Consider the following 20,744-nt stretch of genomic DNA (forward strand, 5'->3'; position numbering starts at 1 on the left):
TGTCGAGACCGCATGGGCCTGACCTGCGGATCGCCGTGCGGGGTCTTGATCGCTCCTTCGTAGCGCCTCGACCAGCGAGGCGCGAACTCAGAGTCCTCGGCGACTCGGCACCAGGGCGTTCAGCAGCGGGACGACCGACGCGACCATCAGCACGGTACCGAGCGAAGCGTCATCCGCTCGCAGCAGCACGCCCGCGATGAGCAGGGCACCGAACACGAGCGCCGAGATCGTCTGCCGCGCGGTGCGCTCGAGTCTGGCGACCCGTTTCTCCAGACCGGGGTTGGCCACGGCGACGGTCCCGTCTTCGAACCGCGTAATGAGCTCATCGAGCCGCTTGGGCAGGCGAAAGACGATGCCGGCCGTCGCCATCGCCTGCTTCGCAACGTCCTGCACGAGGTTGCCGCTCTCGTCACGGAGTAGCTGCGCGGCGTAGGGCTCCACGGAGTCCCACAGGTTGAAGGCGGGGTCAAGAGCGCTGGATACCCCGGAGGTGAGCGACATGGCCCGGATGATGAGCAAGAAGTTCTCGGGAAGCTGGAACGGCAAGGAGCGCACCACGTCACCGAACTGAATCGCGAAGTCGCGGAATTCCCTCGGGTCGACCTCTCGCAGCTCGGCGAACCCCATGCCGCCGAACCGGGCGAACAGCGTTGTCATGGCGCGTTCGAGTTCCGTCGTCTCTGCTGAGGCCAGAAGTACGCCCACGTCGTTCATGGCGTTGACGAGTCCGCGCCCGTCACGGGACGCGGCGGCGATCAGCATCTTGCGCAGCCCCGTGCGGGTGCTGGTGGGAACTTCGCCCATCATGCCGAAGTCGATGAAGGTCAGCTTCCACGGGGGTGCGCCGTCACCGTCCAAGACGGGGGTCACGAAGATGTTCCCGGGATGCGGGTCGGCGTGAAAGAAGCCCATGGTGAACATTTGGTCGAACATGATCTCGGCGAAGACGGGGGCCACGTCTGCCGGGTCGATGCCCGCCGCGCGGAGCCCATCCACGTCGGTGATCTTGATCGCCGTGACGTCTTCCATGGTGAGCACACGCCGGGTGGTTCGTTCCCAGACGACGATGGGCACGGCCACCCGGGCGTCATCGGCGAAGGCAGCGGCGAAGCGTTCTGAGCTGACGGCCTCGTGAAGGTAATCGATCTCCTCGAGGCTCGTCTGGGCGAACTCCTCGACGAGGGCGGGCATATCGACGCGGTTTGAAACCAGCCTCACATGGCTGAGCCAGCCGCCCACCTTGCGCAGAGCAGCCAGGTCGACGTCGATGATCTCGTCGATGCCCGGTCGCTGCACCTTGATGATCACGTTGTCGAGACCGGTGTCGGCGGCATCGCGAGAGGAAAGCCGGGCGCGGTGTGCCTGCCCGAGGGATGCTGCCGCAACCGGAGTCTCGTCGACCATCACAAAAGCCTGCTCGAGAGTGACACCCAGCTCGGCCTCGACGGCCCTGCGGATCGCGGCGAACGACACCGGGGCGACCTCGTCCTGCAAACCCGCGAGTTCGGCGGTGATCTCGGGCGGCAATACGTCCAAGCGCGATGACATGAACTGTCCGACCTTGATCATGAGGCCGCCGAGGTCCGCAGCCAGCACGTGGAAACTCCGCGCAATGCGTCGCATCCGTTTTGATCGCGTGCGTTCCGCGATCTTGATGAGCCCGATGCGGGGCAGAAACAGCTCGTACCACCACGTTACGGCGAGATTCCAGCCGGCGAAACGCAGAATGCGGCGATAACGGGCACGCATGTTGCCTGCGTCCGAGTCCGAGTCCGAGTCGTTTCCACCCCGTCGAGCCGATGGCACCCCGTCAGTCCTGGGCGAGGATCGAGTACAGGCGGCGACGAGCGTCGTCGAGAACCGTGACGGCCTGCTGGATTTGCTCCGGGGTGCCGGTGCGGCCCACCTGGGCAGCCGCCTGAGCGAGTTCGATGCCGGCCTTGGGCAAGGCGGCGTGGCCGTGGCCGGCAGCCCCGCCGGCGGACTCCCACGGCGCTGTCGTGTCGGCGTCGGCAACGGCCTCGCGGCCCTCTTCGGTGAGTGAGTAGATCTTGCGGCCGTTGGATTCCTCGGCGCTGATCAGGCCCTCATCTGCCAGAAGTTGCAGCGTGGGATAGACGGAGCCAGCGCTGGGCTTCCAGCTTCCGCCGCTGCGTTCCTCGATCTCGTGGATGATCTGGTATCCGTGCATCGGCTCCTCGGCGAGAAGCGCGAGCACCGCCGTGCGCACCTCCCCGCGACCGGCTCTGGTGCCGGTCTGCTTCTCGAACCTCGAACGGAACTGCTCCATCGCCTGCCAAATCCCGTCGATGTTTGGGCCGGCGCCGAACCCGCCGGTGGGGAATGAACTTGCCATCATGACCTCCTGTGTGAGTACGAACGATATACAACGATACTCAACGATACACAGCGATGCCTTCGAGCGATAGTGGGCTTTTAGCGCGGCTGCCCCTCGTGCAGGAACGATTGCAGGAGTGAAACCCACCGGTCGAAGGCGTCCAGATGGGCGTCATGCGAGGCCTCGTCAACGTCGATGCGCTGTGCGTGCTGGCCTCGGCGCACGAACTCTGCCTTGTCTTCCTCGGAGAAGATGCCACCGTTGGCGTAGACGACCAGGGTGGCGACCGACACGCTCTCCCATTCCCCCCATCTCGGCACGGCAACCGCGTCAATGATCTGCACCATGACATCTGGATCAAACCGCGGGTGGAGTCCGTCGTGCCGATTCTCCAAATCGGCAACCCAGGCCCGCTCAAGTGGCCCATCGCCCAGGTGCGCTCGCGCGGCGCTTGCGTCGATGAACGGAATCGGCCACGACCGAAAGAAGTCGCCCAGCCGGGCGTTCTCGGCCCGGTCGCCTGACCCTGCTCCTCCTTCGAGGAGCACGAGTCGTTCCACGAGGTCCGGGCGAGCGGCCGCCACCATCAAGGCCGTGTGAGCACCCATCGACTGACCGACCAGCGAAACAGGACCGTGTGCCTCGGCCTCGATGACGCGCACGATATCGGCCACAAACGCGGCTCGGGAGGTGTCTCCCGGCACGCGGGTGCTGTGGCCGTGCCCGCGTTGGTCGACCAAGAGTGCCCGAAAATCGGAAAGCGATTCTGCGGTCGGGATGAACTCCACGGCGCTGCCAGCCAGACCGTGCAGGATGACTACTGTGGGCCCCGGGCCGCCGGAGTCGAGGTAGCTGATTGTGACACCCTCACTGTCAACTGCACGTCGCGAAAGGGTCACCCTCCATGGTGCCATGTTCGAATGCCTCAGGCTCGACTTATATGGCGAGGTCCTGGCTGTGAGAACAGGGGACTGTGCCACCGGCCCTAGTGCCTAGGAGCGTGTGTCAGTAACGCCTATTCGACCTTGGTGTGAGGAATTGCCGTTCAGGACCGTCTGTGCGGTCGGGGGTTTCTTGTCCGGTGGTTGAGTCGTTCGGGTTGGCGTTGTTCGTGTGCCGACTGAAAATAGGGCCAGTGCTGCGTTGACGGCGCAGGCCGGGGCCGTTGCCGCCCGCCGGGGCAGTCCCGCCTTGATGTTTAGGTGGCCGTTCGGGCTGTTAGGGCGCTTGGCGCGGCCAGCAGCGCTTTAGTTTGCATGGTGTGTAGCTTCATCAGGTTGTGGCAAGCCGCGATCAGGTCCCATTCGTGGGCGGCTTGCTCCAACCCGCGCAGCAACACGAATTTGCCTTGCCGAGTGTGGATCTGACCGAACACGGGCTCCACGATCGCTTTGCGCCGCGCATAAACGGCGCGGCCTTTCTTCGTCTTGAGCTTCCGCGCCATGCGTTCCCGCAGCGTCGCATTGGCCGGGATCCGGCCCCGAGGAACTTCAGGAACACGCTCGCCGTGCTTGACCCGGCCGGTCGCGATGAAAAACTCGGTCCGGCCGTCGCTGCCATCTTCAACAGTCTTCGCGTAGTCCAGATTTGTTGCGGAACAATACCCGGCATCCGCCAGGACCTGCCGGGGCAGGACGCCGGTCGTGGCGTGGAGTTTCTCGACCAGCGGCACGACCTGTTCAACATCCACGCCAATATTCGTCAGCGTCGTCGCGACGATGATCTGATGGTCGGCATCAACGATGGCCTGTGCGTTGTAGGCGTAGTGGAACGATCCGTCGGCGGTCTTCATGATCCGTGAATCCGGGTCGGTGAAGTTGCGTTGAGCCTTCGGAGCAACAACGGCGTTCTTCGCCGCGTCGTCACCCTTCTGCGCCACAGTATCGTCATCGTCGCCCTTGTCCCTGGCCTTCTTCTCCGCGTCTTTCCGCGCCCGCGCCGCTGCAGCTGCCTCCAAGCCAGCGCGCGCTTCGGCCAGTTTCACCAAGCGTGACTCCCGCCGGGCAAGCTCCGGCGGCAACTCATCACCGCGTTTGTCCTTTCCGAAACGAGCGTCCTCCGCGTCATCGATCGCGTCCGCCTCCGCCAGCAGCGCAGAGACTTCGTCGGCGAGGACTTTCTGCTTCTCCGTCAGGCGGGCGTAACTCATCGCCTTGCGCCGAGAGGCATTCGCGCGCACTTTCGTGCCGTCCAACGCGACCTGCCCGAGCGAGACCATTCCGGCCGCACGGCACAGTTCCAACGCCTGCAAGAACACGTTCCCCAGACTGGAGAGGTGGCGTTTTCGGAACCGGGCGATGGAACGAAAATCAGGTGCCTGCTGCGCCGCCAACCAGCGAAACGCGACCACGTCCACGCACACCCGCTCCAACTCCCGTGACGAGCGAACTCCGACACAATACCCGTAAAGGAGCACCCGGACCATCAACCGTGGGTCATAGGGCGGCTGCCCCTTCGACTTCGCGTAAGAGGCGTAGAACTTCTTCAGATCCAGCTGAGTTTCAACGATATCCGCGATGAACCGAGACAGGTGATTCTGCGGCAACCACTCATCCAACGACGGCGGCACCAACATCACCGCCGCCGGCTCAAATGCCCGGAACCGTTTGTTCACACCGGCCCCCGCCTCAACACCGTCATCCACGACCACGTCAACGTGCTCAAGTTCCGTCGCGGGGAAGAGGCCATCAGAATCGCTCATACGCAATTTTCCCAGACCAACACCCCAAGCCCGGGAAATCGACCGGCGTTTTAAACTTTGGTGTTACTGACCCACGCTCCTAGGGAATTGGCGGCGGATGCCGTTGCTCGTCGAAAAGCGTTGGCTGACGAGCATAAAGGTCAGCGCCAAGGTCGGGAGCGCCGAGCCGAGGGTCAGCAGGTCGAAACCGCCCCGCTTGGCAGGCCCGGTGGCCCACCCTCGCGCCTCGACCCTCCCGCTGGTCGAGGCGCGAGGTACGAGCGATCGAGGCCACGCGAGACGCTCCTCAGACCCTAGTGCGGTCCGAGGGTCGGGTCGCGGGGTCTCGAGCGCTCCTTCGTCGCGCCTCGACCGGCGGAGAGTGGTGTCTCCTCCACAGGCAAAGATCTTTGGGAGTTTTTCACAGAATGCCCCGATCAGGGCCGTTTAGGGCCCGTGAATGTCGGTGGTCGCTGGGAAAATTAGGCCATGACCACCTCAACGGACCTCCTCATCGAGAGTACGGCGGCACTCGCCGACACGTACTCTCACTCCCTGGGGGGTGGAGTCTGTTCGGAGGAGGAACCCGACGCAGGGTTGGACATGCAGCGGATGACGAACGCGGGCCTCATGGCCGTCGCGGCGGCGAACTTCACTGTTGTGCGACAGGCGCAGGCACTTTTGGTTCAGGCCGCGGGCGAACTCAATGACAGGTTCGAACACGACACCGGCATCGCCGCCCAGACCGGCAACCGAAATGCCGCCGCCGCCCTCACGGACATCGGTCACATCTCGATGGCGGAGGCCGGGCGGTTGGTGAGGGTGGGGAAGGCGACGAAGCCCCGGATGAGCCTGATCGGTGAGCACCTGCCACCGGAGTATCCGGAGGTCGCGAACGCCGTCAATGCCGGGGCGCTGCCAGTGGATTCGGCGCTGTACATCACGGCGAACCTCGAGCAGGCCGCCCCTCGGGCGACGACCGAAGACCTCGACGCGGCGGAGAAAGAGCTGGTGGAGTTCGCGGTAACCAACCCGGTCGATTCGGTGCGGAAGCTGTCGATTCGGTACCGGGACGCCCTCGACGTGGATGGGGTGGAACCCCGTGAAGAGGTACTCGTGTCGCGGCGGGGGTTGAAGCGGATGGTGCTGCCCAACGGCATGAAACGCTACGTTCTCGATGCCGACCCGGTGTCGGCGGCGTTCCTGGACACGGCGATCGACGGGATGACCAGCGCGGAGCTGCGCAAGCCCCGGTTTGAAGCCATGGAAGACCCTGACGGGTGTGGTGACAACCACGACATCATCGGCGATGGCCGCACGATGCCGCAACTGAACTTCGATGCCTTCATCGACATCGTGCGTCACGCCCTCTCCTGCAAGGAGGGGATCGGGGCTCTCGATCACACGACGATCATCGTGAGGATGAGTCTCGAATCCCTGCAGACCGGGCTCGGCGAGGCCCAACTCGACGGGGTCGAACAGCCGATCTCCGCCGGAACGGCCCGAAGGATGGCGGCGGAGGCGTGTTTGATCCCGATGGTCCTCGGTGGCAAGAGCGAGGTTCTCGACTTCGGCCTCCGAAAACGGCTCTTTACGACGGCGCAGAAGCTCGCGGCCATCGAGAGGGACGGCGGGTGCGCCACGGCGGGCTGTAACAGGCCGCCGAGCTATGCGGAGGGGCATCACATTCGTTGGTACAAAGCGCATGACGGACCGACAAATCAAGCCAACTGCGTGATGCTGTGTAGTGCGTGCCATCATCGGATCCACCGCGAAGGCTGGGACGTGGTCGTGAAGGATAACGTGGTGTACTTCATCCCTCCGGCCAGTGTCGATCCGAGGAGAACTCCGCGCAGAGGCGGCCGACCACCGGTCCCGACACCGAAAGGACACGACGGGCCGCACTACACGCGGTAACCGGCGGCACGTGCGGGGTGGTCGAGCGGGCGCGTCGGCTTACGGGGCCTACTAGGGAAAAGCGGTGCCTCTCACCATCTCTCTGATCGAGACACGACCAGCGGGGGGCGGCCGGGCCGCTGGTTGCGGAGCGGACCTTGACTCGGGGCGTCAGTCCAGGCAGAATTCGTTGCCTTCGATGTCCTGCATCACGAGGCACGACTCGTTCTCGTCGTCGGCCGGGAGGAGTTGCACACGAACCGCCCCAAGTGTCACCAATCGTGCACATTCATTCTCCAACTTGGCGAGGCGCTCCGCCCCGACAAGCCCAGAGCCGGCGCGAACGTCCAAGTGCACCCTATTCTTGACAGTTTTGAGCTCGGGAACGCGCTGGAAGTACAGGCGCGGCCCCGTACCTGTGGGGTCTACGCACACGACGCCGGAATCTTCGACGACATACCCCAACACATGGCCCCAGAACGCGGCGACGCGTCGGGGGTCTTCGCAGTCGAAGGTGACCTGGAACTCCGTGACTGACATCATCGGCCCAGCATAGTAATTTGCGCTCCACAACAGGTTAGGCGTTGGCGCAGGGGGCGTGCAGGGTGGCGGCGTAGGGTTAGGGCGTGAGTAACCCCGTTATTCGCCCGCGACGACTGCGCACTACTCCCGCGCTTCGTCGCCTGGCGAGCGAAATCCGTGTCCACCCCGCCGAGCTCGTTCTTCCCATGTTCGTGCGGGAAGGCGATGCAACGATGCCCATCCAGTCGATGCCGGGCGTCGTGCAGCACAGCATCGACAGCGCCCGTCGCGCTGTCGTGGCGGCGGCGGAAGCCGGCATCGGCGGTGTCATGCTCTTCGGCGTGCCCGAGGTTCGCGACGCGACAGGAACGGGAGCGACCGACCCCAACGGCATCCTCAACCTGGCCACCCGAGCCCTCGTCGACGAAATCGGCGACGCACTCGTGGTGCAGACAGACCTCTGCCTCGACGAGTTCACCGACCACGGCCACTGCGGCGTGCTGGCGTCCGACGGTCGCGTCGACAACGACGCCACCCTGCTGCGCTACCGGGACATGGCCCTAGCCCAGGCGAACGCCGGCTCCGCGCTGCTCGGCCTTAGTGGAATGATGGACGGCCAGGTCGCCGCCGTGCGCGAGACCCTCGACGGAGCCGGTTACGAAGACACCGCCGTGCTCGCCTATTCGGCGAAGTACGCATCCGCTTACTACGGTCCGTTCCGCGAGGCCGTGGCGTCGACCCTCACGGGCAACCGCCGCACCTACCAGCTTGACCCCGCCAACCGCCGCGAGGGCGTGCGCGAGGCGCAGATCGACATCGACGAGGTCGCCGACATCGTGATGGTCAAGCCCGCGGGCAGCTACCTCGATGTGCTCGCCGAGGTCGCCGGCATGAGCCCGGTCCCGGTGTGGGCCTACCAGGTGTCCGGCGAGTATTCCATGATCGAGGCCGCCGCCGCGCAGGGTTGGATCGACCGCCGCCGTGCCGTCGAAGAGTCGGTGCTGAGCATCCGTCGGGCCGGCGCTGACGCCGTGCTCACCTACTGGGCCGTCGAGCTCGCCACCTGGCTGAAAGAGGAACGCGCATGACACACAACGACGAACTGTTCGCCCGCGCCCAGGAGGCCATCCCCGGCGGCGTTAACTCGCCCGTGCGGGCGTTCCGCTCGGTGGGCGGCACCCCGTTGTTTCTTGTGAAGGCGCAGGGCGCCCACGTAACGGATGCCGATGGCCGCGACTACGTTGACCTCGTGAGCTCCTGGGGCCCCGCGATTCTCGGCCACGCACACCCCGATGTCGTGAAGGCCGTGCAGGACGCGGCGGCCCTCGGACTGTCGTTCGGCGCCTCCACGCCGGCCGAGACGGAGCTAGCCGAGCTCGTGAAGGAGCGCGTCGGCGCCGTGGAGAAGCTGCGCCTGGTCTCCACCGGCACCGAGGCCACCATGACGGCGATCCGCCTCGCCCGCGGGTTCACCGGTCGGGACCTGCTGATCAAGTTCGCCGGGCACTATCACGGCCACTCAGACGGGCTGCTAGCCGAGGCCGGATCCGGGCTCGCCACCCTCGCGCTGCCGGGCTCCGCGGGTGTCACCGCAGCCACGGCCGCGCAGACACTCGTGTTGCCGTACAACGACATTGAGGCCGTGCGGGCGGCGTTCGTGGCGCACCCCGGGCGCATCGCCGCGGTGATCACCGAGGCCGCCGCCGCGAACATGGGCGTCGTTGCCCCCGACCGCGGGTTCAACGCCGCCCTCGCCGCCCTCGTACACGAGGAGGGCGCGCTCCTCGTCATGGACGAGGTGCTCACGGGCTTCCGCGTGGGACCGGCCGGATACTGGGGCCTGGAGAATGCCACCGACGCGCGCTACAAGCCCGATTTGCTCACCTTCGGCAAGATCATCGGCGGAGGCCTACCCGTGGCTGCGCTCGGCGGACGCGCCGAGGTGATGGACTACCTCGCCCCCCTCGGGCCGGTTTACCAGGCCGGAACGCTTTCGGGCAACCCGGTCGCCGTCGCCGCAGGCATCGCGACCCTGAAGGCCCTCGACGCCGCCGTGTACGAGCACGTCGACGCCACCGCCCTGCTCCTGTCGGAGGCCGTCTCGGCCTCATTGGCGGCCGAGGGCGTGGCCCACAGTGTGCAGCGCGCCGGCAATCTCTTCAGCTTCGTGTTCGGCGCAGAGGCGCAGGCCACCCCACCGCGCACCTACGCCGAGGTGCAGCGTCAGGAGACCTTCCGGTACGGGCCGTTCTTCCACGCCATGCTCGACGGTGGCGTCTCGTTGCCGCCCTCGGTGTTTGAGGCCTGGTTCGTGTCGAACGCACACGACGAGAACGCCCTCGGGCGCATCTTCGAGGCGCTGCCCGCCGCTGCGAAGGCCGCCGCCGCGGCGACCGCCTAACCCGCGCGTCTGTGACGCGGCACGCGGCCGCTGGAGCGGTAGCGCGCCGCGGGAGGGGCGCGGGCATAACGTTCCGCACGCGATTCGGGGGCTTGAGCGATTCTCGGGCAGCGGATGCCCGCTCGACGGGGCACACTAGACACATGGCTTCATTGAGTGTTCACCCCGATCGGCTTGAGATCCATCTGACCCGCACCGAGAGAACGTTCGCGGTCAGGCGGGACTCCATCGTGGTGAAGCGCGAGAACATCCGCTCGGTGATCATTGCGGAGGATCCGTGGATCTGGCTGCGCGGCATCCGCTCCCCGGGAACCTTCATTCCGCTCGTTCTAGCGGCCGGCACCTGGAAGTTTCACGGGGGCAAGGACTTCGTATCGATCAAGCGGCAGCGTCAGGCCGTGGTGATCGACCTCGTCGACGAGGAATTCTCCCGCCTCATTCTCACGAGCCAGCATGCGCCCGACCTGATCGCGTCGCTCAAGCTCCCCGCCGTCTGACCTCAATCTCGACCAGCGCCTGGATCGAGCCCGTCTGGATTGGGGGCGTTGCGGAGGCCGGAGGACGTGGGAGAGGTCAGGCGGTGACCAGGGCGACCACGAGCAGTACGAGCCCGATCAGGGGAAACGAGCCCTGGATCAGCGCAGCGCGCCTGTACTGCGTTCCGCGCGAGAGCAGCACGACGGCCGCGAGCACCATGCAGGCCGTCGAGAAGAGGATGAGCGTGACGCCGGGTACCTGGAGGCCGCCGAAGAGAAGGCCCAGTCCGAAGACCGCGCCAACGCCGAGGAACAGGTTGTAGAAGCCTTGGTTGTAGGCCATCGGCTTGATCGCGTCGGCCGTGGCCTGATTGGCCACGCCGAAGCGCTTCCAGATCTGTGGGCGCGACCACCAGAAGCTCTCCATGAAGAAGATAAGCCCGTGCAGCAGTGCGGCGAGCATGACGAAGAAAGCAGCGATGTAGGCCATGGGCTCAGCCTACCGAGGCCCACACCCGCCGCCGTGCCGCCCGGGGCCGTGCCTACCGTGCAGCCACGCTCGTCTCTACGCGGTAGCCGGCGCCGCGGTGCTCGGTAGGCAGCCTGTCGCCGCGCCCGTGCAGCTTGTTGCGCAAGCTCCCCTCGGCGTAGGCCTCCGGGTACGCGCCGCGCTTGCGCAGCTCGGGAATGACGAACTCGATCACGTCCTCAAACGTGCCCGGGGTGATCGCGTAGGCGAGATTGAAGCCGTCCACGTCGGTGTCGGCCACCCAGTCCTGCAGGTGGTCCGCCACCTCCGCTCCCGAACCGACGACGATGGGGCCGAGGCCGCCGATGGCACCCTGGCGTGCGATGTCGCGCACCGTCCACTCCTTGCCCTCTCCGCCGGCGCCCTGCACGTTGGACACCGCGGATTGGATGGCGTTGCTCTTCACGTTGCCGATCGGCTCGTCGAGGTCGTAGGTGGACAGGTCGATACCCATCCAACCCGACATGAAGACGAGCGCGCCCTCCTCGCTCGCGTAGGAGAGGTAATCCTGATACTTGGCCTGGGCCTTCTCGGACGACGCGTCCGTGATGATCGTGAGTAGCGTATAGATCTTCGCGGCGTAGCGGTCCCGACCTTCGGCCTCGAGCGCGTCGCGGATCTTCTTCACGGTGGCCGTGAGCTGCGGCTTGGTCGACGCGGCGACGAAGATCGCCTCGGCGTTCTCTGCCGCGAATGTGATGCCGCGCGGCGAGGCTCCGGCCTGATAGATCACCGGGCTGCGCTGCGTAGACGGTTCGGCGAGGTGGATGCCGGGCACCGTGAAGTGTTTGCCGTGGTGGCCGATCTCGTGCACCTTGCTCGGATCGGTGAAGATGCCCGCCTCGCGGTCGCGCACCACGGCATCGTCTTCCCAAGAGCCCTCCCAGAGCTTGTAGAGCACCTCGAGGTACTCGTCCGCCACGTCATACCTGTCGTCGTGCTCTAGCTGGTCGTCGTGCCCCATGTTGCGTGCCGCAGAAGGCAGGTAGCCGGTGACGACGTTCCAGCCGACGCGACCGTTTGTCAGGTGGTCGAGCGTGGACATCCGTCGGGCGAAGGGATACGGGTGCTCGTAGGAGGTTCCGGCGGTGATGCCGAAGCCGAGGTTCTCCGTGACACTCGCCATGGCGGAGACCAGCAGGATGGGGTCGCCGACCGGAACCTGCGCGCCGTGCCGGATCGCCGCCTCGTTGCTGCCGCCGTACACGTCGTAGGTGCCGAGCACATCCGCGATGAAGATGCCGTCGAACGTGCCGGCCTCGAGCAGTTTGGCGAGGTCGGTCCAGTAGCGGAGGTCCTTGTAGCGCCATCCCTGGTCGTCGGGGTGGCGCCACAAACCGGCCGACTGGTGGGCGACGCAGTTCATGTCGAAGGCATTAAAACGAATCTGTCTGGGCATGTGCCCATGATGCGCCTCGGGCGGGTGCCGTCGCATCCCGAGGTGCAACAAACCGTTACACGGCGCGGCCGAGTCGGAGGAGCGTGTCGAGCAGCACGTTCGCGCCGTTCTCCACATCCGGCCAGGCGGTGTTTTCCTCGGGACAGTGGCTTCTGCCCCCGATACTCGGCACGAAAATCATGCCGGTGGGAGCCAGTCGCGCCATGTTCTGCGAATCGTGTCCGGCTCCGGAGGGAAGTGAGCTGAACGTGAGGCCGCGGGCCGCGGCGGCCTCGGCAATGATCGATTGAATGTCGGTATCGAGCCCGGTAGGAGGGATGGTGATCTCGAAATCCATCACGACCTCGAGGTCATACCGCGCCGCGATCGCCCGGGACTCGAGCACTATGGCCGCTTCCAGTGCGGCGACTCGATCGGCCCGCGCTTCGCGAAAGTCCACCGTCACCCGGGCAACCGCCGGCACCACATTCGCGCTCCCCGGCTCCACGGCCACGATCCCGGAGGTGATGACAGCCTGGTCGCTGACCGCAGCCGCGAGTTCCGGCAGGGCCACGAGTAACGCCCCGGCCCCGGTCAGGGCATTCTGGCGCCGCGTCATGGGAGTTGTCCCGGCGTGGTCGGCGCGCCCCACAAACGACACCACGCCCCCGCCGAGGGCAACGATTCCAGTGACGACCCCGATCTGGTGCTCGCGTTCCTCCAGTAGGGGCCCCTGTTCGATGTGCAGTTCCACGGTGGAGTGCAGCGTCGAGGGGTCAAGCCGGGTCGCGGCGGCGGCGTCGAGGTCGCCGCCGGCCGCCGCAAACGTCTCGGCGAAGCGATCACCGTCACGACCGGTGAGCGCCTCGAGTTCGGCGCGCGAGAACCCGCGTGCGAGCGCACTCGACCCGAACAGGTGTGCGTAGTTGCCTTCCTCGTCTGTGTAGACGACCAGGCGCACGGGCCGCGCGAGTTCGAGGTTTTCCTCCTGAATGCGCCGCACGCACTCGAGGGCGGCAAGCACGCCCAGGGTGCCGTCGAACGCGCCTCCGTTGGGAACGGTGTCGATGTGCGATCCCGACCAAACAGCCGGCAGCGCCTCGATGTTCTCTGCGAACACCGGCGACACGATCAGGTTTCCGATCCCGTCGGCCGTCACCGTGAGCCCGGCCTCGGCGCACCGGGCGAGCAACCACGCGCGGGCCTCGCCATCCGCTGCCGAGAAGGATGTGCGATCGATGCCTCCGCCGGGGCCGCGCCCGATGCGGCCCAGGGCCTGCAGGTCGGCGATGAGTCGAGGGCCGTTCACGGCGAGCCGGCCGGGGCGCGCGCTCAAGCGGCACCGCCCGTCGTGCCGACCTTCGACAGGATGGCCGTGAGGGCGGCCGTCAGGCCCGCCGCAAGGGCCGGCTCCGGGTCTGGCGCGAAATGCGGCGAGTGATTGCCGGCAACACTGTCAACAGAGTCGATGCTCTGCTGGGAATATCCACCGAACATCCAGTACACGGACGGCACGCCGATCGCCTCGGCGAGCAGGCCGAAGTCTTCGCTGCCCATAACCGGGGGCACCTCAAAGATGGCATCTTCCCCGAGGGAGTGGCTGAGTGCGGCGATCAACTTCTCGGTGGCCGCTGGGTCGTTGTAGCAGCGCGGGAAGGTCGACAGCACCTCGATTGTCGGTTCGGGCGCAGCGGATGCCTGCGCTTCCGCCGCGATGATACGCCGCACTGAATCGAGAACCCTGGTGCGAACCCCGAGGTCGAAGGTGCGCATGTTGATCGTGAACTCGGCGGTGGCGGGAATGATGTTTTCCTTCAGCCCGCCGTGGAAGGTGCCGACGGTAACAACGGCTGATTTCATGGGGTGAACCTCGCGCGCGACGACGGTTTGCAGGCGCACGACCATGTGCGCCCCGAGCACGATCGGGTCAATCGACTGGTCGGGCTGAGAACCGTGGGCCTGGCGCCCGTGCACTGTGACCTTCCAGGAATCGGCCATCGCCATGGCTACGCCGCTGCTGATATCGATGGTCCCGGCGAGTCCCGGCCACACGTGCTGGCCGTAGATGATCTCCGGGTGCGGTGCGCGGTCCCACAGGCCGTCCTCGACCATGGCGCGTGCTCCTGCGCCGGTTTCTTCGCCGGGCTGGAAGATGAAGACCAGGGTGCCTGCCCAGTCGGCCCGGTTGTCGACGAGGTGTTCGGCGGCGGTGAGAGCCACGGCCATATGAGTGTCGTGGCCGCAGCCGTGCATCGCCGGCACGTCGGTTCCGTCGGCGAGGGTGCCCCGCGCCACGCTGGCGTAGGCGAGACCGGTCTCCTCGGCGATGGGCAGCCCATCGGTGTCGGCGCGGAAGCCGATGGTCGGTCCGGCCCCGTTGCGCAGCACGCCCACCACTCCGGTGCCGCCGCAGCGGAAGGTCTCCAGGCCCAGAGCGTCGAGACGCGTGGCGATGAAGTCGGCGGTGGCCGATTCCTGCATGGACAGCTCGGGGTGGGCGTGCAAAAACCTGTACAGCTCGTGCATCTTCCGGGCGGTCACATCAGTATTCTGCGGGATGGTCAGTGTCATGATGTCTCTTTCGTGGATTCGGGTTGGGACTTTTTTCGGAGGAACCAGGCCAGGATGGCCGTGGCGACGACGGTAATGCCGGTGGCGAGATTGGCCACTGCTGGAACGGCGGGAATGATCACAAAGAACACGACGGCCGCCGTGGCGATCGCGATGAACGTGATGCGGGCCTGTTTCAGGGAGACCACCAGCTGCACGACGACCGCGCCGATGATGCTGGGGAAAATATAGAGGCGGGCCACGTCGGTGACGTCTGCCGGCACAATGCTCACGAGCCAGGACCCCAGCACGCCCACGAAGACGAGCATGAAGAACACGTGCACCATTGCGGCGCCGCAGATGGCCATCAGCGCGGAAAACTCACCCCGTTTTGTTCCGGCCTTGGCGCCGATCGACGCCTGCGCGACGAGGGCGGAGGGCAGCAGCTTGTTGGCGATATTGCCGATCATGAAGGCCTGGTACATCGTGGCAGGCCCGAGGATCGGGTAGTAGGTGATGGGTTCGACGACCCACAAGACGGAGAAGACCGCGGCGACGGCGAAGAACGCGGTCCACACCTGCACCTGGGTGATGCCGAGGTCGGCGAAGAGCACGAGGTACAGCGGTGCCGCGAGGGACATGATCAGCGCCGCGATCATGGTGAGGCGTCCCCACCGGGACGTCGTGCGATCGAACACCGCCAAATCGGCGGACTGTGCGGAAGTCACTGTTGTGGAGGACATGCTGGCCTTTCTCGGAGTCGGAGGGGAATCAGGCGATCGGCGCGAGGCCGCTGCTGTGGGCGGCGTACGCCACAATCAGGCCGATCACGATCGAGAATCCGAGGCCCCATTCGCGGAGCCAGCCCTGCTGGAATCGGTGGGCCGCGAGCAGGCACACGCCCATGACCACTGCAGAGGTGAGCACGGTGAGAACGTGGATGGGAGTCTTGCCGAGTTCGGCGATTCCGAGGCTGGCAAAGGCCCCCAGTAGCGCCGCCGCGGGAATGATAGCCATGAGCGCGGGGTTCACGGTGCGCAAGCGGGAGTCACCGCGCTTGAGAAGCGGAGTGAGAACGAGGGTGGCGATCATCCACATCGCCCCGGAGAGGCTCATCGCCATGAAGGCAACCGCGAAGACGGCCTGCGTGTAGCTCGCGTCGCCGAGGGCCGCGCCCATGGTGGACGCCGCGATGCTGGCTGAGGCGGTTTCGGTTGCCGCCGAACCCACCAGGCCCACCCGCACCAGCACTGCCGGGCCGCCGAACAGGCTGAGCAGCGCAACGCTGACAAGCACCACGGCCAGGGACGGTCCGATCGCGGCGACGGCGCCCGCCCGAAAGGAGGTCCTGAGTTCGGCCTGGGTGATTCCGGCCGCCGGGGCGGCGATCCGTGCGGCGCGCATATAGATGACCGTCTGCAGGATGATGGCCGCGAAGATGCCGACCGCGAAAATCCACAGAATCGGCGCGTTGGCGATCGACAGGATGTCGGTTGAATCGGGGTCACCGGGAAGAGCTGACGGCATGGTGCCTCCTGGGCTGGAATGCGGGTGGGATCGGACGTGCTGGTAGGTTCGGCGCTAGGAACGACGCGTTTCCCAGCGGAATTCACGGACGAAACGGAGTGGTTTGTGCGGCTACTTGACCCCCTGGAGCGGCGGATCGTGGCAGCCCTGCAGTTGGACGGGCGAAGCCCGTGGCGCAGGATCGCCGAGGTGTTGAACGAGCCGGAACGCACGGTCGCTCGCCGGGGCACCGAACTTCTCGACGCCAAGCTCGTGCAGGTTGCCGCGCTGCGTCCGCAAGCCACCTCCGTGATTCTGCGCGTGCAGAGCGCGCCGGGCACGACTCGCGCCGCCGCGAACGCCCTCGCCCAGCGCCGTGATTCGACCTTCGCCTATACGATGACCGGCGGGGTCGACTGCGTGGCCGAGATCCTCACCCGGCGCGAGCGGATGCCTGCCCTGCTCACCGACGAGGTCCCAGGGACCGTGGGGCTGGTGCGGGCGGTGAGTTACCCCGTGCTGCGGTACTTCCGCACCATTCGTGGCTGGCAACCGGATCTGCTGACGCACGTCGAGGCGAGCGCCCTGAGTGCAGGCGTGACAAACGACACCTGGACTTTGCAGCCTCCCCTGCGGCTGAGTACGGTGGACAACGAAATTGTCGGCGCCCTCTGCCGGGATGGACGGGTGTCGTGTGAACGCCTGGCCCGGCTCGCCGGGGTGTCGAACGCCACCGCACGCCGCCGCACCGACTGGCTGCTGCAGAACAACCACGTTTACATTCGCGCCGTGGTCGAACCGGCGAGCGTGGGTCTTCCGGTCGAGGCTTTTCTGTGGATCAGAAGCGAACCCCACAAGGTCGAGGCCGTGGGCCGGGAACTCGCAGCGTCGCCCCTGGTGAGGTACGCGGCGGCGGTCGCCGGCGATTACCAGATCGTGGCGAACGTCACCGCGAAAGACTCCGCAGCCCTGTACGCCTGTGTCACATCGGCACCCTGGGTCGCCCACACTAAATCGATCGACATCAGCTTGCTGCTGGGGGCATTCAAGCGAGGCGGTCGGGTGCTGAACCCGGCACACGCGTGAGGGCATCCGGCTCATCTCAGCGGCCGACGCTCAGCAGTTCGGGTGCCCGGCGAGCATGGTGTGTCGCCTGCTCGTACGCGAACCCAACCTGCAGCAGGTTGACGTCGCGGCCGTGGTTCATGGCCAGCTGCATGCCCACCGGGAGCCCGCTGTCGCTGAAGCCCGCGGGCATGCACAGGGCAGGAATCCCCATTGCGGACACGACGCACGCCGATCGCATCCACTCGAGGTAGGTGTCGAATTCGATCCCCTTGACGGTTCGCGGGTAGCGCCAGCTGGCGTCGAAGGGCAGCAGTTGCGCGGCGGGGCTGGCGAACACGTCGAACCGGGTGAAGAAGTGCCGGGTAGCCGCCGCGAGTCTGGTGCGCGCCAGCGCCGATTCCACGACATCCGCTCCCGTAAGTGCGAGGCCCCGCGCCACGTTCCACCGCACCTCTGCCTTGATGTCCTCGGCGTGGTCGGCAACGAGGTCGCCGTACGCCAGCGCGAAGTCGAGCGAACGCACCGTGTCGAAGACGACGTCGGCGTCCCGCAGATCGGGGGAGGCCTCCTCTACTATCGCGCCCAGGTCTTCAAAGACGCGCAGCTGGCCCTCGAGCACCCGCAACACTTCCTTCTGCACCGGAATCCCGAGCCCGAAGTCTGGCGACCAGCCGATCCGCAGGCCGGTGAGATCGCGCTCGAGCGGTTCGCGAAAACTGGACGCCGGCACCGGGCAGTGGAAGGGTGTCGACGCATCCGTACCGGTCAGAACGCTCATCGCCAGCGCCACGTCGGTGACCTCTCTGGCCATGGGGCCCGTGCGAGCGAGCCAGCCCCAGGCATTGCGCGAGGGGGCTAGCGGGATCATGCCCAGGGATGGGCGGAAGCCCACCACGTTGCAGAAGGAAGCCGGAATACGCAACGACCCACCCATATCGCTGCCGTCGCCGATCGACTGGATGCGCGCGGCCAGGGCCGCTGCCACGCCTCCACTGCTACCGCCCGCGCTCAACCGGGGATCGTAGGGGTTGGTGGTGGTACCGAAGACCTCGTTGAAGGTGTGCGATCCGGCCGCGAATTCCGGAACGTTGCTCTTGCCCGTGGTGACCACGCCCGCGGCCTTGAAGCGGGCCACGATGAGGTCATCGTGGTCTGGCACGTTGTCGGCGAACAGCGGGGAACCGAAGGTCGTGCGCAGCCCGGCCGTGCTGTGGGTGTCTTTGTGGGTCATGGGAACGCCGTGCAGGGGTGGCAGTACGGCGCCGCTCCGGGTCAGGGCGTCGGCCGCCTCCGCCTGTCGGGCGGCGCCTGCCCTGTCCAGGGTGACGATCGCGTTGATGCGGGGATTGACCCTGTCGATCTGGTCCATGTGCGCCTCGAGCGCCTCTCGCGCCGAGAGCTCGCGCGCACGTATGAGCCGTGACACATCGGATGCCGACAGTGCGGTGATCTCCTCGTTCACGTCTTCCCCCTGGTTGCGACTCGTGACTATGAGTCTCGTTGCCGGGGCGGGACCGGGTTAGTGCGCCGGGCCAATCGCATCCGCTTCTGTGGTTACGGCCACGAAAGTGGCTGATTTCTTCACGAATGACAGGGTGCGTGTGCGATTTCGTCGGGCGGGGTTCGACCGCCGCTATGTGACGTCCTTCTTCCAGCTCACGAAATAGCCGCCAACCGTGAAGACCACGGCGTAGCCGAGCAGCACGAGCCCGCCCTGCCACCACTCGAGCGAGGCGGCGCCGGCGCCGACGGGGCTCATCATGGAGTAGAAACTCGCGCCCACGAGGGCGTCGGAGGCCGCGCCCGGCAGGAACTTTCCGATGTTCGCGGTGACGTCGATGAACATCGCCGCGAGACGCAGCAGCGGTTCGATGAACTGGGTGAACGCGAGCACGATCACGATAGCCGCGACCTGGCTGGGCACGAGCACACCGAGCCCGACGCCCACGATCGCCCAGAGGGCCATCGCGAGCACGAGTCGGCCCACGAGCGCCCAGGTGTCGCTGTCGCCGAGCAGCGGGTCGACGCCGAAAGTCGACATGGTGAGGGCGCCGGTGCCCACGGATGCCAGCACCGCCACGAGCCCGAAGACCGCACCCACCACGAACAGCGCGATCGACTTCGCGGCGAGTACGCTTGCCCGGCGTGGATTGGCGAGAAAGGTGGGCGTGAGCGTCTGGTGCCGGAACTCACCGGTCGTGGCCAGAGCTCCGATCAACACAGGGAACACATAGCCGAGGGTGGCCCCGAAGCTGTAGACGAGCGGCGGGAGGCCGGCGCCCGAGGGGGTTCCTGCGCCCCCGGTACCCGCCACCTCTGCGGGGATCGCGCCACTGGCGATGCCGCCGAAGAGGGCCGCGAGGCCGCTCGCGAGCATCGCAATGTATGCGAACAGCACAATGAGCAGGATCCACCACATGCGGGTGGTGAGAATCTTGGTGAATTCGGCGGCGACGCCGCGCAGCAGCATTGTCACAGCGACCGCCCCCCGCCCACGAGCGCGAGGAACGACTCTTCGAGGCCGACCTTTTGGCGATGCAGCACGCTCAGCTCCACTCCGGCCGCGAAGGCCACGTGTCCCACCTGCCCGGGGTCGGGTGCCGCGGCGAGCAGGCCCGTGCGGCCGGCCACGAACGAGATTCCGGCGGCCGCGAGGGCGGAGGAGAGCGCCTCTCGGTTCGGGGAATCCACGACAACCTGCGGGGCGGTGTCCGTGTCGAGGCTCGAGAGCGGGCCGAGGTGCACGAGCTCGCCGCGGGCGATGATCACCACGTCGTCGACGCTCTGCTGCACCTCGGAGAGCAGGTGCGAACTCACGAGCACGGTGCGACCCTCGGCGGCCAGCTGGCGCAGAAAGCCACGAATCCACTTGATGCCTTCAGGGTCGAGACCGTTGATCGGCTCGTCGAGAACCAGCACGCCAGGGTCGCCGAGCAGGGCGTAGGCGAGGCCGAGGCGCTGGCGCATGCCCAGCGAGTACCCGCCCACGCGCTGGCCGGCGTGCTCGCCGAGGCCCACTAGGGTGAGCACCTCCATCACGCGCGTGCGGGTGAGCCCTGCCGCGATCGCATAGACGTTGAGGTGGCTGCGGGCGGTGCGTCCGGGGTGGAAGCTCGCCGCTTCGAGGGCTGCGCCCACCGTCTGGAGCGGATGCGGGAGGTCGCGATAGGCGAGGCCGCCGAACGTGGCAGTGCCCCGCGTGGGCGTGACGAGGCCGAGCAGCATGCGCAGGCTTGTGGTCTTGCCGGCGCCGTTCGGCCCCAGGAAGCCGGTGACCCGGCCCGGCTCGACGGTGAAAGACAGATCGTTGACCGCGGTGGCGGCGCCGAATCTCTTGGTGATGCTGCTGAACTCTATGACAGCGCCCGTTGGCATGGTGTCCCCTCCGTCGGTGACACCA

Annotated in this window: 19 protein-coding genes; 5 read left to right on the top strand and 14 right to left on the bottom strand. The window is 66.4% G+C overall.

Annotated elements, in window-relative coordinates:
- Nucleotides 1–87 precede the first annotated feature (87 nt).
- From BJ997_RS19125 to BJ997_RS19140, 4 genes are all read right to left on the bottom strand, one after another.
- Nucleotides 88–1,749 carry an ABC1 kinase family protein gene (locus BJ997_RS19125; protein WP_052542549.1) on the bottom strand — a complete coding sequence of 554 codons (1,662 nt, stop codon included), beginning with the start codon at nt 1,747–1,749 and terminating at the stop codon, nt 88–90.
- Between the two features lie 61 nt (nt 1,750–1,810).
- Complete coding sequence (locus BJ997_RS19130; protein ID WP_035838705.1) at nt 1,811–2,356, bottom strand: PadR family transcriptional regulator; 546 nt, start codon at nt 2,354–2,356, stop codon at nt 1,811–1,813.
- Between the two features lie 80 nt (nt 2,357–2,436).
- Entirely contained in the window at nt 2,437–3,237 is an 801-nt protein-coding gene (locus BJ997_RS19135; protein ID WP_035838610.1) for an alpha/beta fold hydrolase, read from the bottom strand.
- A gap of 299 nt (nt 3,238–3,536) precedes the next feature.
- Nucleotides 3,537–4,952 carry an IS1182 family transposase gene (locus tag BJ997_RS19140; protein ID WP_152602377.1) on the bottom strand — a complete coding sequence of 472 codons (1,416 nt, stop codon included), beginning with the start codon at nt 4,950–4,952 and terminating at the stop codon, nt 3,537–3,539.
- A gap of 555 nt (nt 4,953–5,507) precedes the next feature.
- Between BJ997_RS19140 and BJ997_RS19145 the strand changes: the two genes are divergently transcribed.
- Entirely contained in the window at nt 5,508–6,935 is a 1,428-nt protein-coding gene (locus tag BJ997_RS19145; protein ID WP_052542140.1) for an HNH endonuclease signature motif containing protein, read from the top strand.
- Nucleotides 6,936–7,085: 150 nt separating this feature from the next.
- Here BJ997_RS19145 and BJ997_RS19150 read toward each other — a convergent pair whose 3' ends face one another.
- Nucleotides 7,086–7,457, bottom strand: coding sequence for a VOC family protein (locus BJ997_RS19150; RefSeq protein WP_035836177.1), 372 nt, complete (start codon nt 7,455–7,457; stop codon nt 7,086–7,088).
- A gap of 83 nt (nt 7,458–7,540) precedes the next feature.
- Between BJ997_RS19150 and hemB the strand changes: the two genes are divergently transcribed.
- The 3 genes from hemB (at nt 7,541) to BJ997_RS19165 (ending at nt 10,334) form a co-directional block, all read left to right on the top strand.
- A complete protein-coding gene (gene hemB / locus BJ997_RS19155) occupies nt 7,541–8,524 on the top strand; it encodes a porphobilinogen synthase (protein ID WP_035836178.1) in 984 nt (327 codons plus the stop codon).
- Nucleotides 8,521–9,837, top strand: a complete 1,317-nt coding sequence (gene hemL / locus BJ997_RS19160; protein WP_035836179.1) for a glutamate-1-semialdehyde 2,1-aminomutase — start codon at nt 8,521–8,523, stop codon at nt 9,835–9,837. Before hemB ends, hemL begins: the two co-directional genes overlap by 4 nt.
- Nucleotides 9,838–9,980: 143 nt before the next feature.
- Nucleotides 9,981–10,334 carry a hypothetical protein gene (locus BJ997_RS19165; protein WP_035836180.1) on the top strand — a complete coding sequence of 118 codons (354 nt, stop codon included), beginning with the start codon at nt 9,981–9,983 and terminating at the stop codon, nt 10,332–10,334.
- A gap of 76 nt (nt 10,335–10,410) precedes the next feature.
- On the opposite strand, the gene BJ997_RS19170 is transcribed toward BJ997_RS19165, so the two are convergent.
- From BJ997_RS19170 to BJ997_RS19195, 6 genes are read right to left on the bottom strand one after another with little or no spacing between them, the layout of a single operon-like run.
- On the bottom strand, nt 10,411–10,803 hold the full coding sequence (locus BJ997_RS19170) for a DUF1304 domain-containing protein (RefSeq protein WP_035836181.1): 393 nt from the start codon (nt 10,801–10,803) through the stop codon (nt 10,411–10,413).
- A 52-nt stretch (nt 10,804–10,855) separates the two neighbouring features.
- Nucleotides 10,856–12,241 carry an LLM class flavin-dependent oxidoreductase gene (locus tag BJ997_RS19175; protein ID WP_084141147.1) on the bottom strand — a complete coding sequence of 462 codons (1,386 nt, stop codon included), beginning with the start codon at nt 12,239–12,241 and terminating at the stop codon, nt 10,856–10,858.
- A gap of 55 nt (nt 12,242–12,296) precedes the next feature.
- Complete coding sequence (locus tag BJ997_RS19180; protein ID WP_035836182.1) at nt 12,297–13,556, bottom strand: Zn-dependent hydrolase; 1,260 nt, start codon at nt 13,554–13,556, stop codon at nt 12,297–12,299.
- On the bottom strand, nt 13,553–14,791 hold the full coding sequence (locus BJ997_RS19185; RefSeq protein ID WP_035836209.1) for an amidohydrolase: 1,239 nt from the start codon (nt 14,789–14,791) through the stop codon (nt 13,553–13,555). Before BJ997_RS19185 ends, BJ997_RS19180 begins: the two co-directional genes overlap by 4 nt.
- Entirely contained in the window at nt 14,788–15,513 is a 726-nt protein-coding gene (locus BJ997_RS19190) for a hypothetical protein (RefSeq protein ID WP_183323680.1), read from the bottom strand. Before BJ997_RS19190 ends, BJ997_RS19185 begins: the two co-directional genes overlap by 4 nt.
- A gap of 28 nt (nt 15,514–15,541) precedes the next feature.
- Nucleotides 15,542–16,297 carry a DUF5058 family protein gene (locus BJ997_RS19195; RefSeq protein WP_035836183.1) on the bottom strand — a complete coding sequence of 252 codons (756 nt, stop codon included), beginning with the start codon at nt 16,295–16,297 and terminating at the stop codon, nt 15,542–15,544.
- Between the two features lie 105 nt (nt 16,298–16,402).
- Here BJ997_RS19195 and BJ997_RS19200 point away from each other — a divergent pair, with 105 nt between their 5' ends.
- The gene (locus tag BJ997_RS19200; RefSeq protein ID WP_035836210.1) at nt 16,403–17,362 is read left to right on the top strand and encodes an Lrp/AsnC family transcriptional regulator; all 960 of its coding nucleotides are present in this window, start codon (nt 16,403–16,405) and stop codon (nt 17,360–17,362) included.
- 16 nt (nt 17,363–17,378) lie between these two features.
- Here the strand turns inward: BJ997_RS19200 and BJ997_RS19205 are convergent, their stop codons facing one another.
- The 3 genes from BJ997_RS19205 to BJ997_RS19215 all read right to left on the bottom strand — a co-directional run bounded on the left by BJ997_RS19205 (nt 17,379) and on the right by BJ997_RS19215 (nt 20,719).
- Nucleotides 17,379–18,806 (bottom strand): amidase, encoded by a 1,428-nt coding sequence (locus tag BJ997_RS19205; protein WP_035836184.1) that lies wholly within the window; start codon nt 18,804–18,806, stop codon nt 17,379–17,381.
- A 171-nt stretch (nt 18,807–18,977) separates the two neighbouring features.
- A complete protein-coding gene (locus tag BJ997_RS19210) occupies nt 18,978–19,814 on the bottom strand; it encodes an ABC transporter permease (RefSeq protein ID WP_035836185.1) in 837 nt (278 codons plus the stop codon).
- Between the two features lie 2 nt (nt 19,815–19,816).
- On the bottom strand, nt 19,817–20,719 hold the full coding sequence (locus BJ997_RS19215; protein WP_035836186.1) for an ATP-binding cassette domain-containing protein: 903 nt from the start codon (nt 20,717–20,719) through the stop codon (nt 19,817–19,819).
- Nucleotides 20,720–20,744 lie beyond the last annotated feature (25 nt).

It is taken from the genome of Cryobacterium roopkundense (genome assembly GCF_014200405.1).
Lineage (GTDB): Bacteria > Actinomycetota > Actinomycetes > Actinomycetales > Microbacteriaceae > Cryobacterium > Cryobacterium roopkundense.

Coding starts and splice junctions, on each gene's coding strand:
- BJ997_RS19125 (WP_052542549.1), bottom strand. CDS start 1,749: ATGCGTGCCCGTTATCGCCGCATTCTGCGTTTCGCCGGCTGGAATCTC.
- BJ997_RS19130 (WP_035838705.1), bottom strand. CDS start 2,356: ATGGCAAGTTCATTCCCCACCGGCGGGTTCGGCGCCGGCCCAAACATC.
- BJ997_RS19145 (WP_052542140.1), top strand. CDS start 5,508: ATGACCACCTCAACGGACCTCCTCATCGAGAGTACGGCGGCACTCGCC.
- BJ997_RS19150 (WP_035836177.1), bottom strand. CDS start 7,457: ATGATGTCAGTCACGGAGTTCCAGGTCACCTTCGACTGCGAAGACCCC.
- hemL (WP_035836179.1), top strand. CDS start 8,521: ATGACACACAACGACGAACTGTTCGCCCGCGCCCAGGAGGCCATCCCC.
- BJ997_RS19165 (WP_035836180.1), top strand. CDS start 9,981: ATGGCTTCATTGAGTGTTCACCCCGATCGGCTTGAGATCCATCTGACC.
- BJ997_RS19170 (WP_035836181.1), bottom strand. CDS start 10,803: ATGGCCTACATCGCTGCTTTCTTCGTCATGCTCGCCGCACTGCTGCAC.
- BJ997_RS19175 (WP_084141147.1), bottom strand. CDS start 12,241: ATGCCCAGACAGATTCGTTTTAATGCCTTCGACATGAACTGCGTCGCC.
- BJ997_RS19185 (WP_035836209.1), bottom strand. CDS start 14,791: ATGACACTGACCATCCCGCAGAATACTGATGTGACCGCCCGGAAGATG.
- BJ997_RS19190 (WP_183323680.1), bottom strand. CDS start 15,513: ATGTCCTCCACAACAGTGACTTCCGCACAGTCCGCCGATTTGGCGGTG.
- BJ997_RS19195 (WP_035836183.1), bottom strand. CDS start 16,297: ATGCCGTCAGCTCTTCCCGGTGACCCCGATTCAACCGACATCCTGTCG.
- BJ997_RS19210 (WP_035836185.1), bottom strand. CDS start 19,814: ATGCTGCTGCGCGGCGTCGCCGCCGAATTCACCAAGATTCTCACCACC.
- BJ997_RS19215 (WP_035836186.1), bottom strand. CDS start 20,719: ATGCCAACGGGCGCTGTCATAGAGTTCAGCAGCATCACCAAGAGATTC.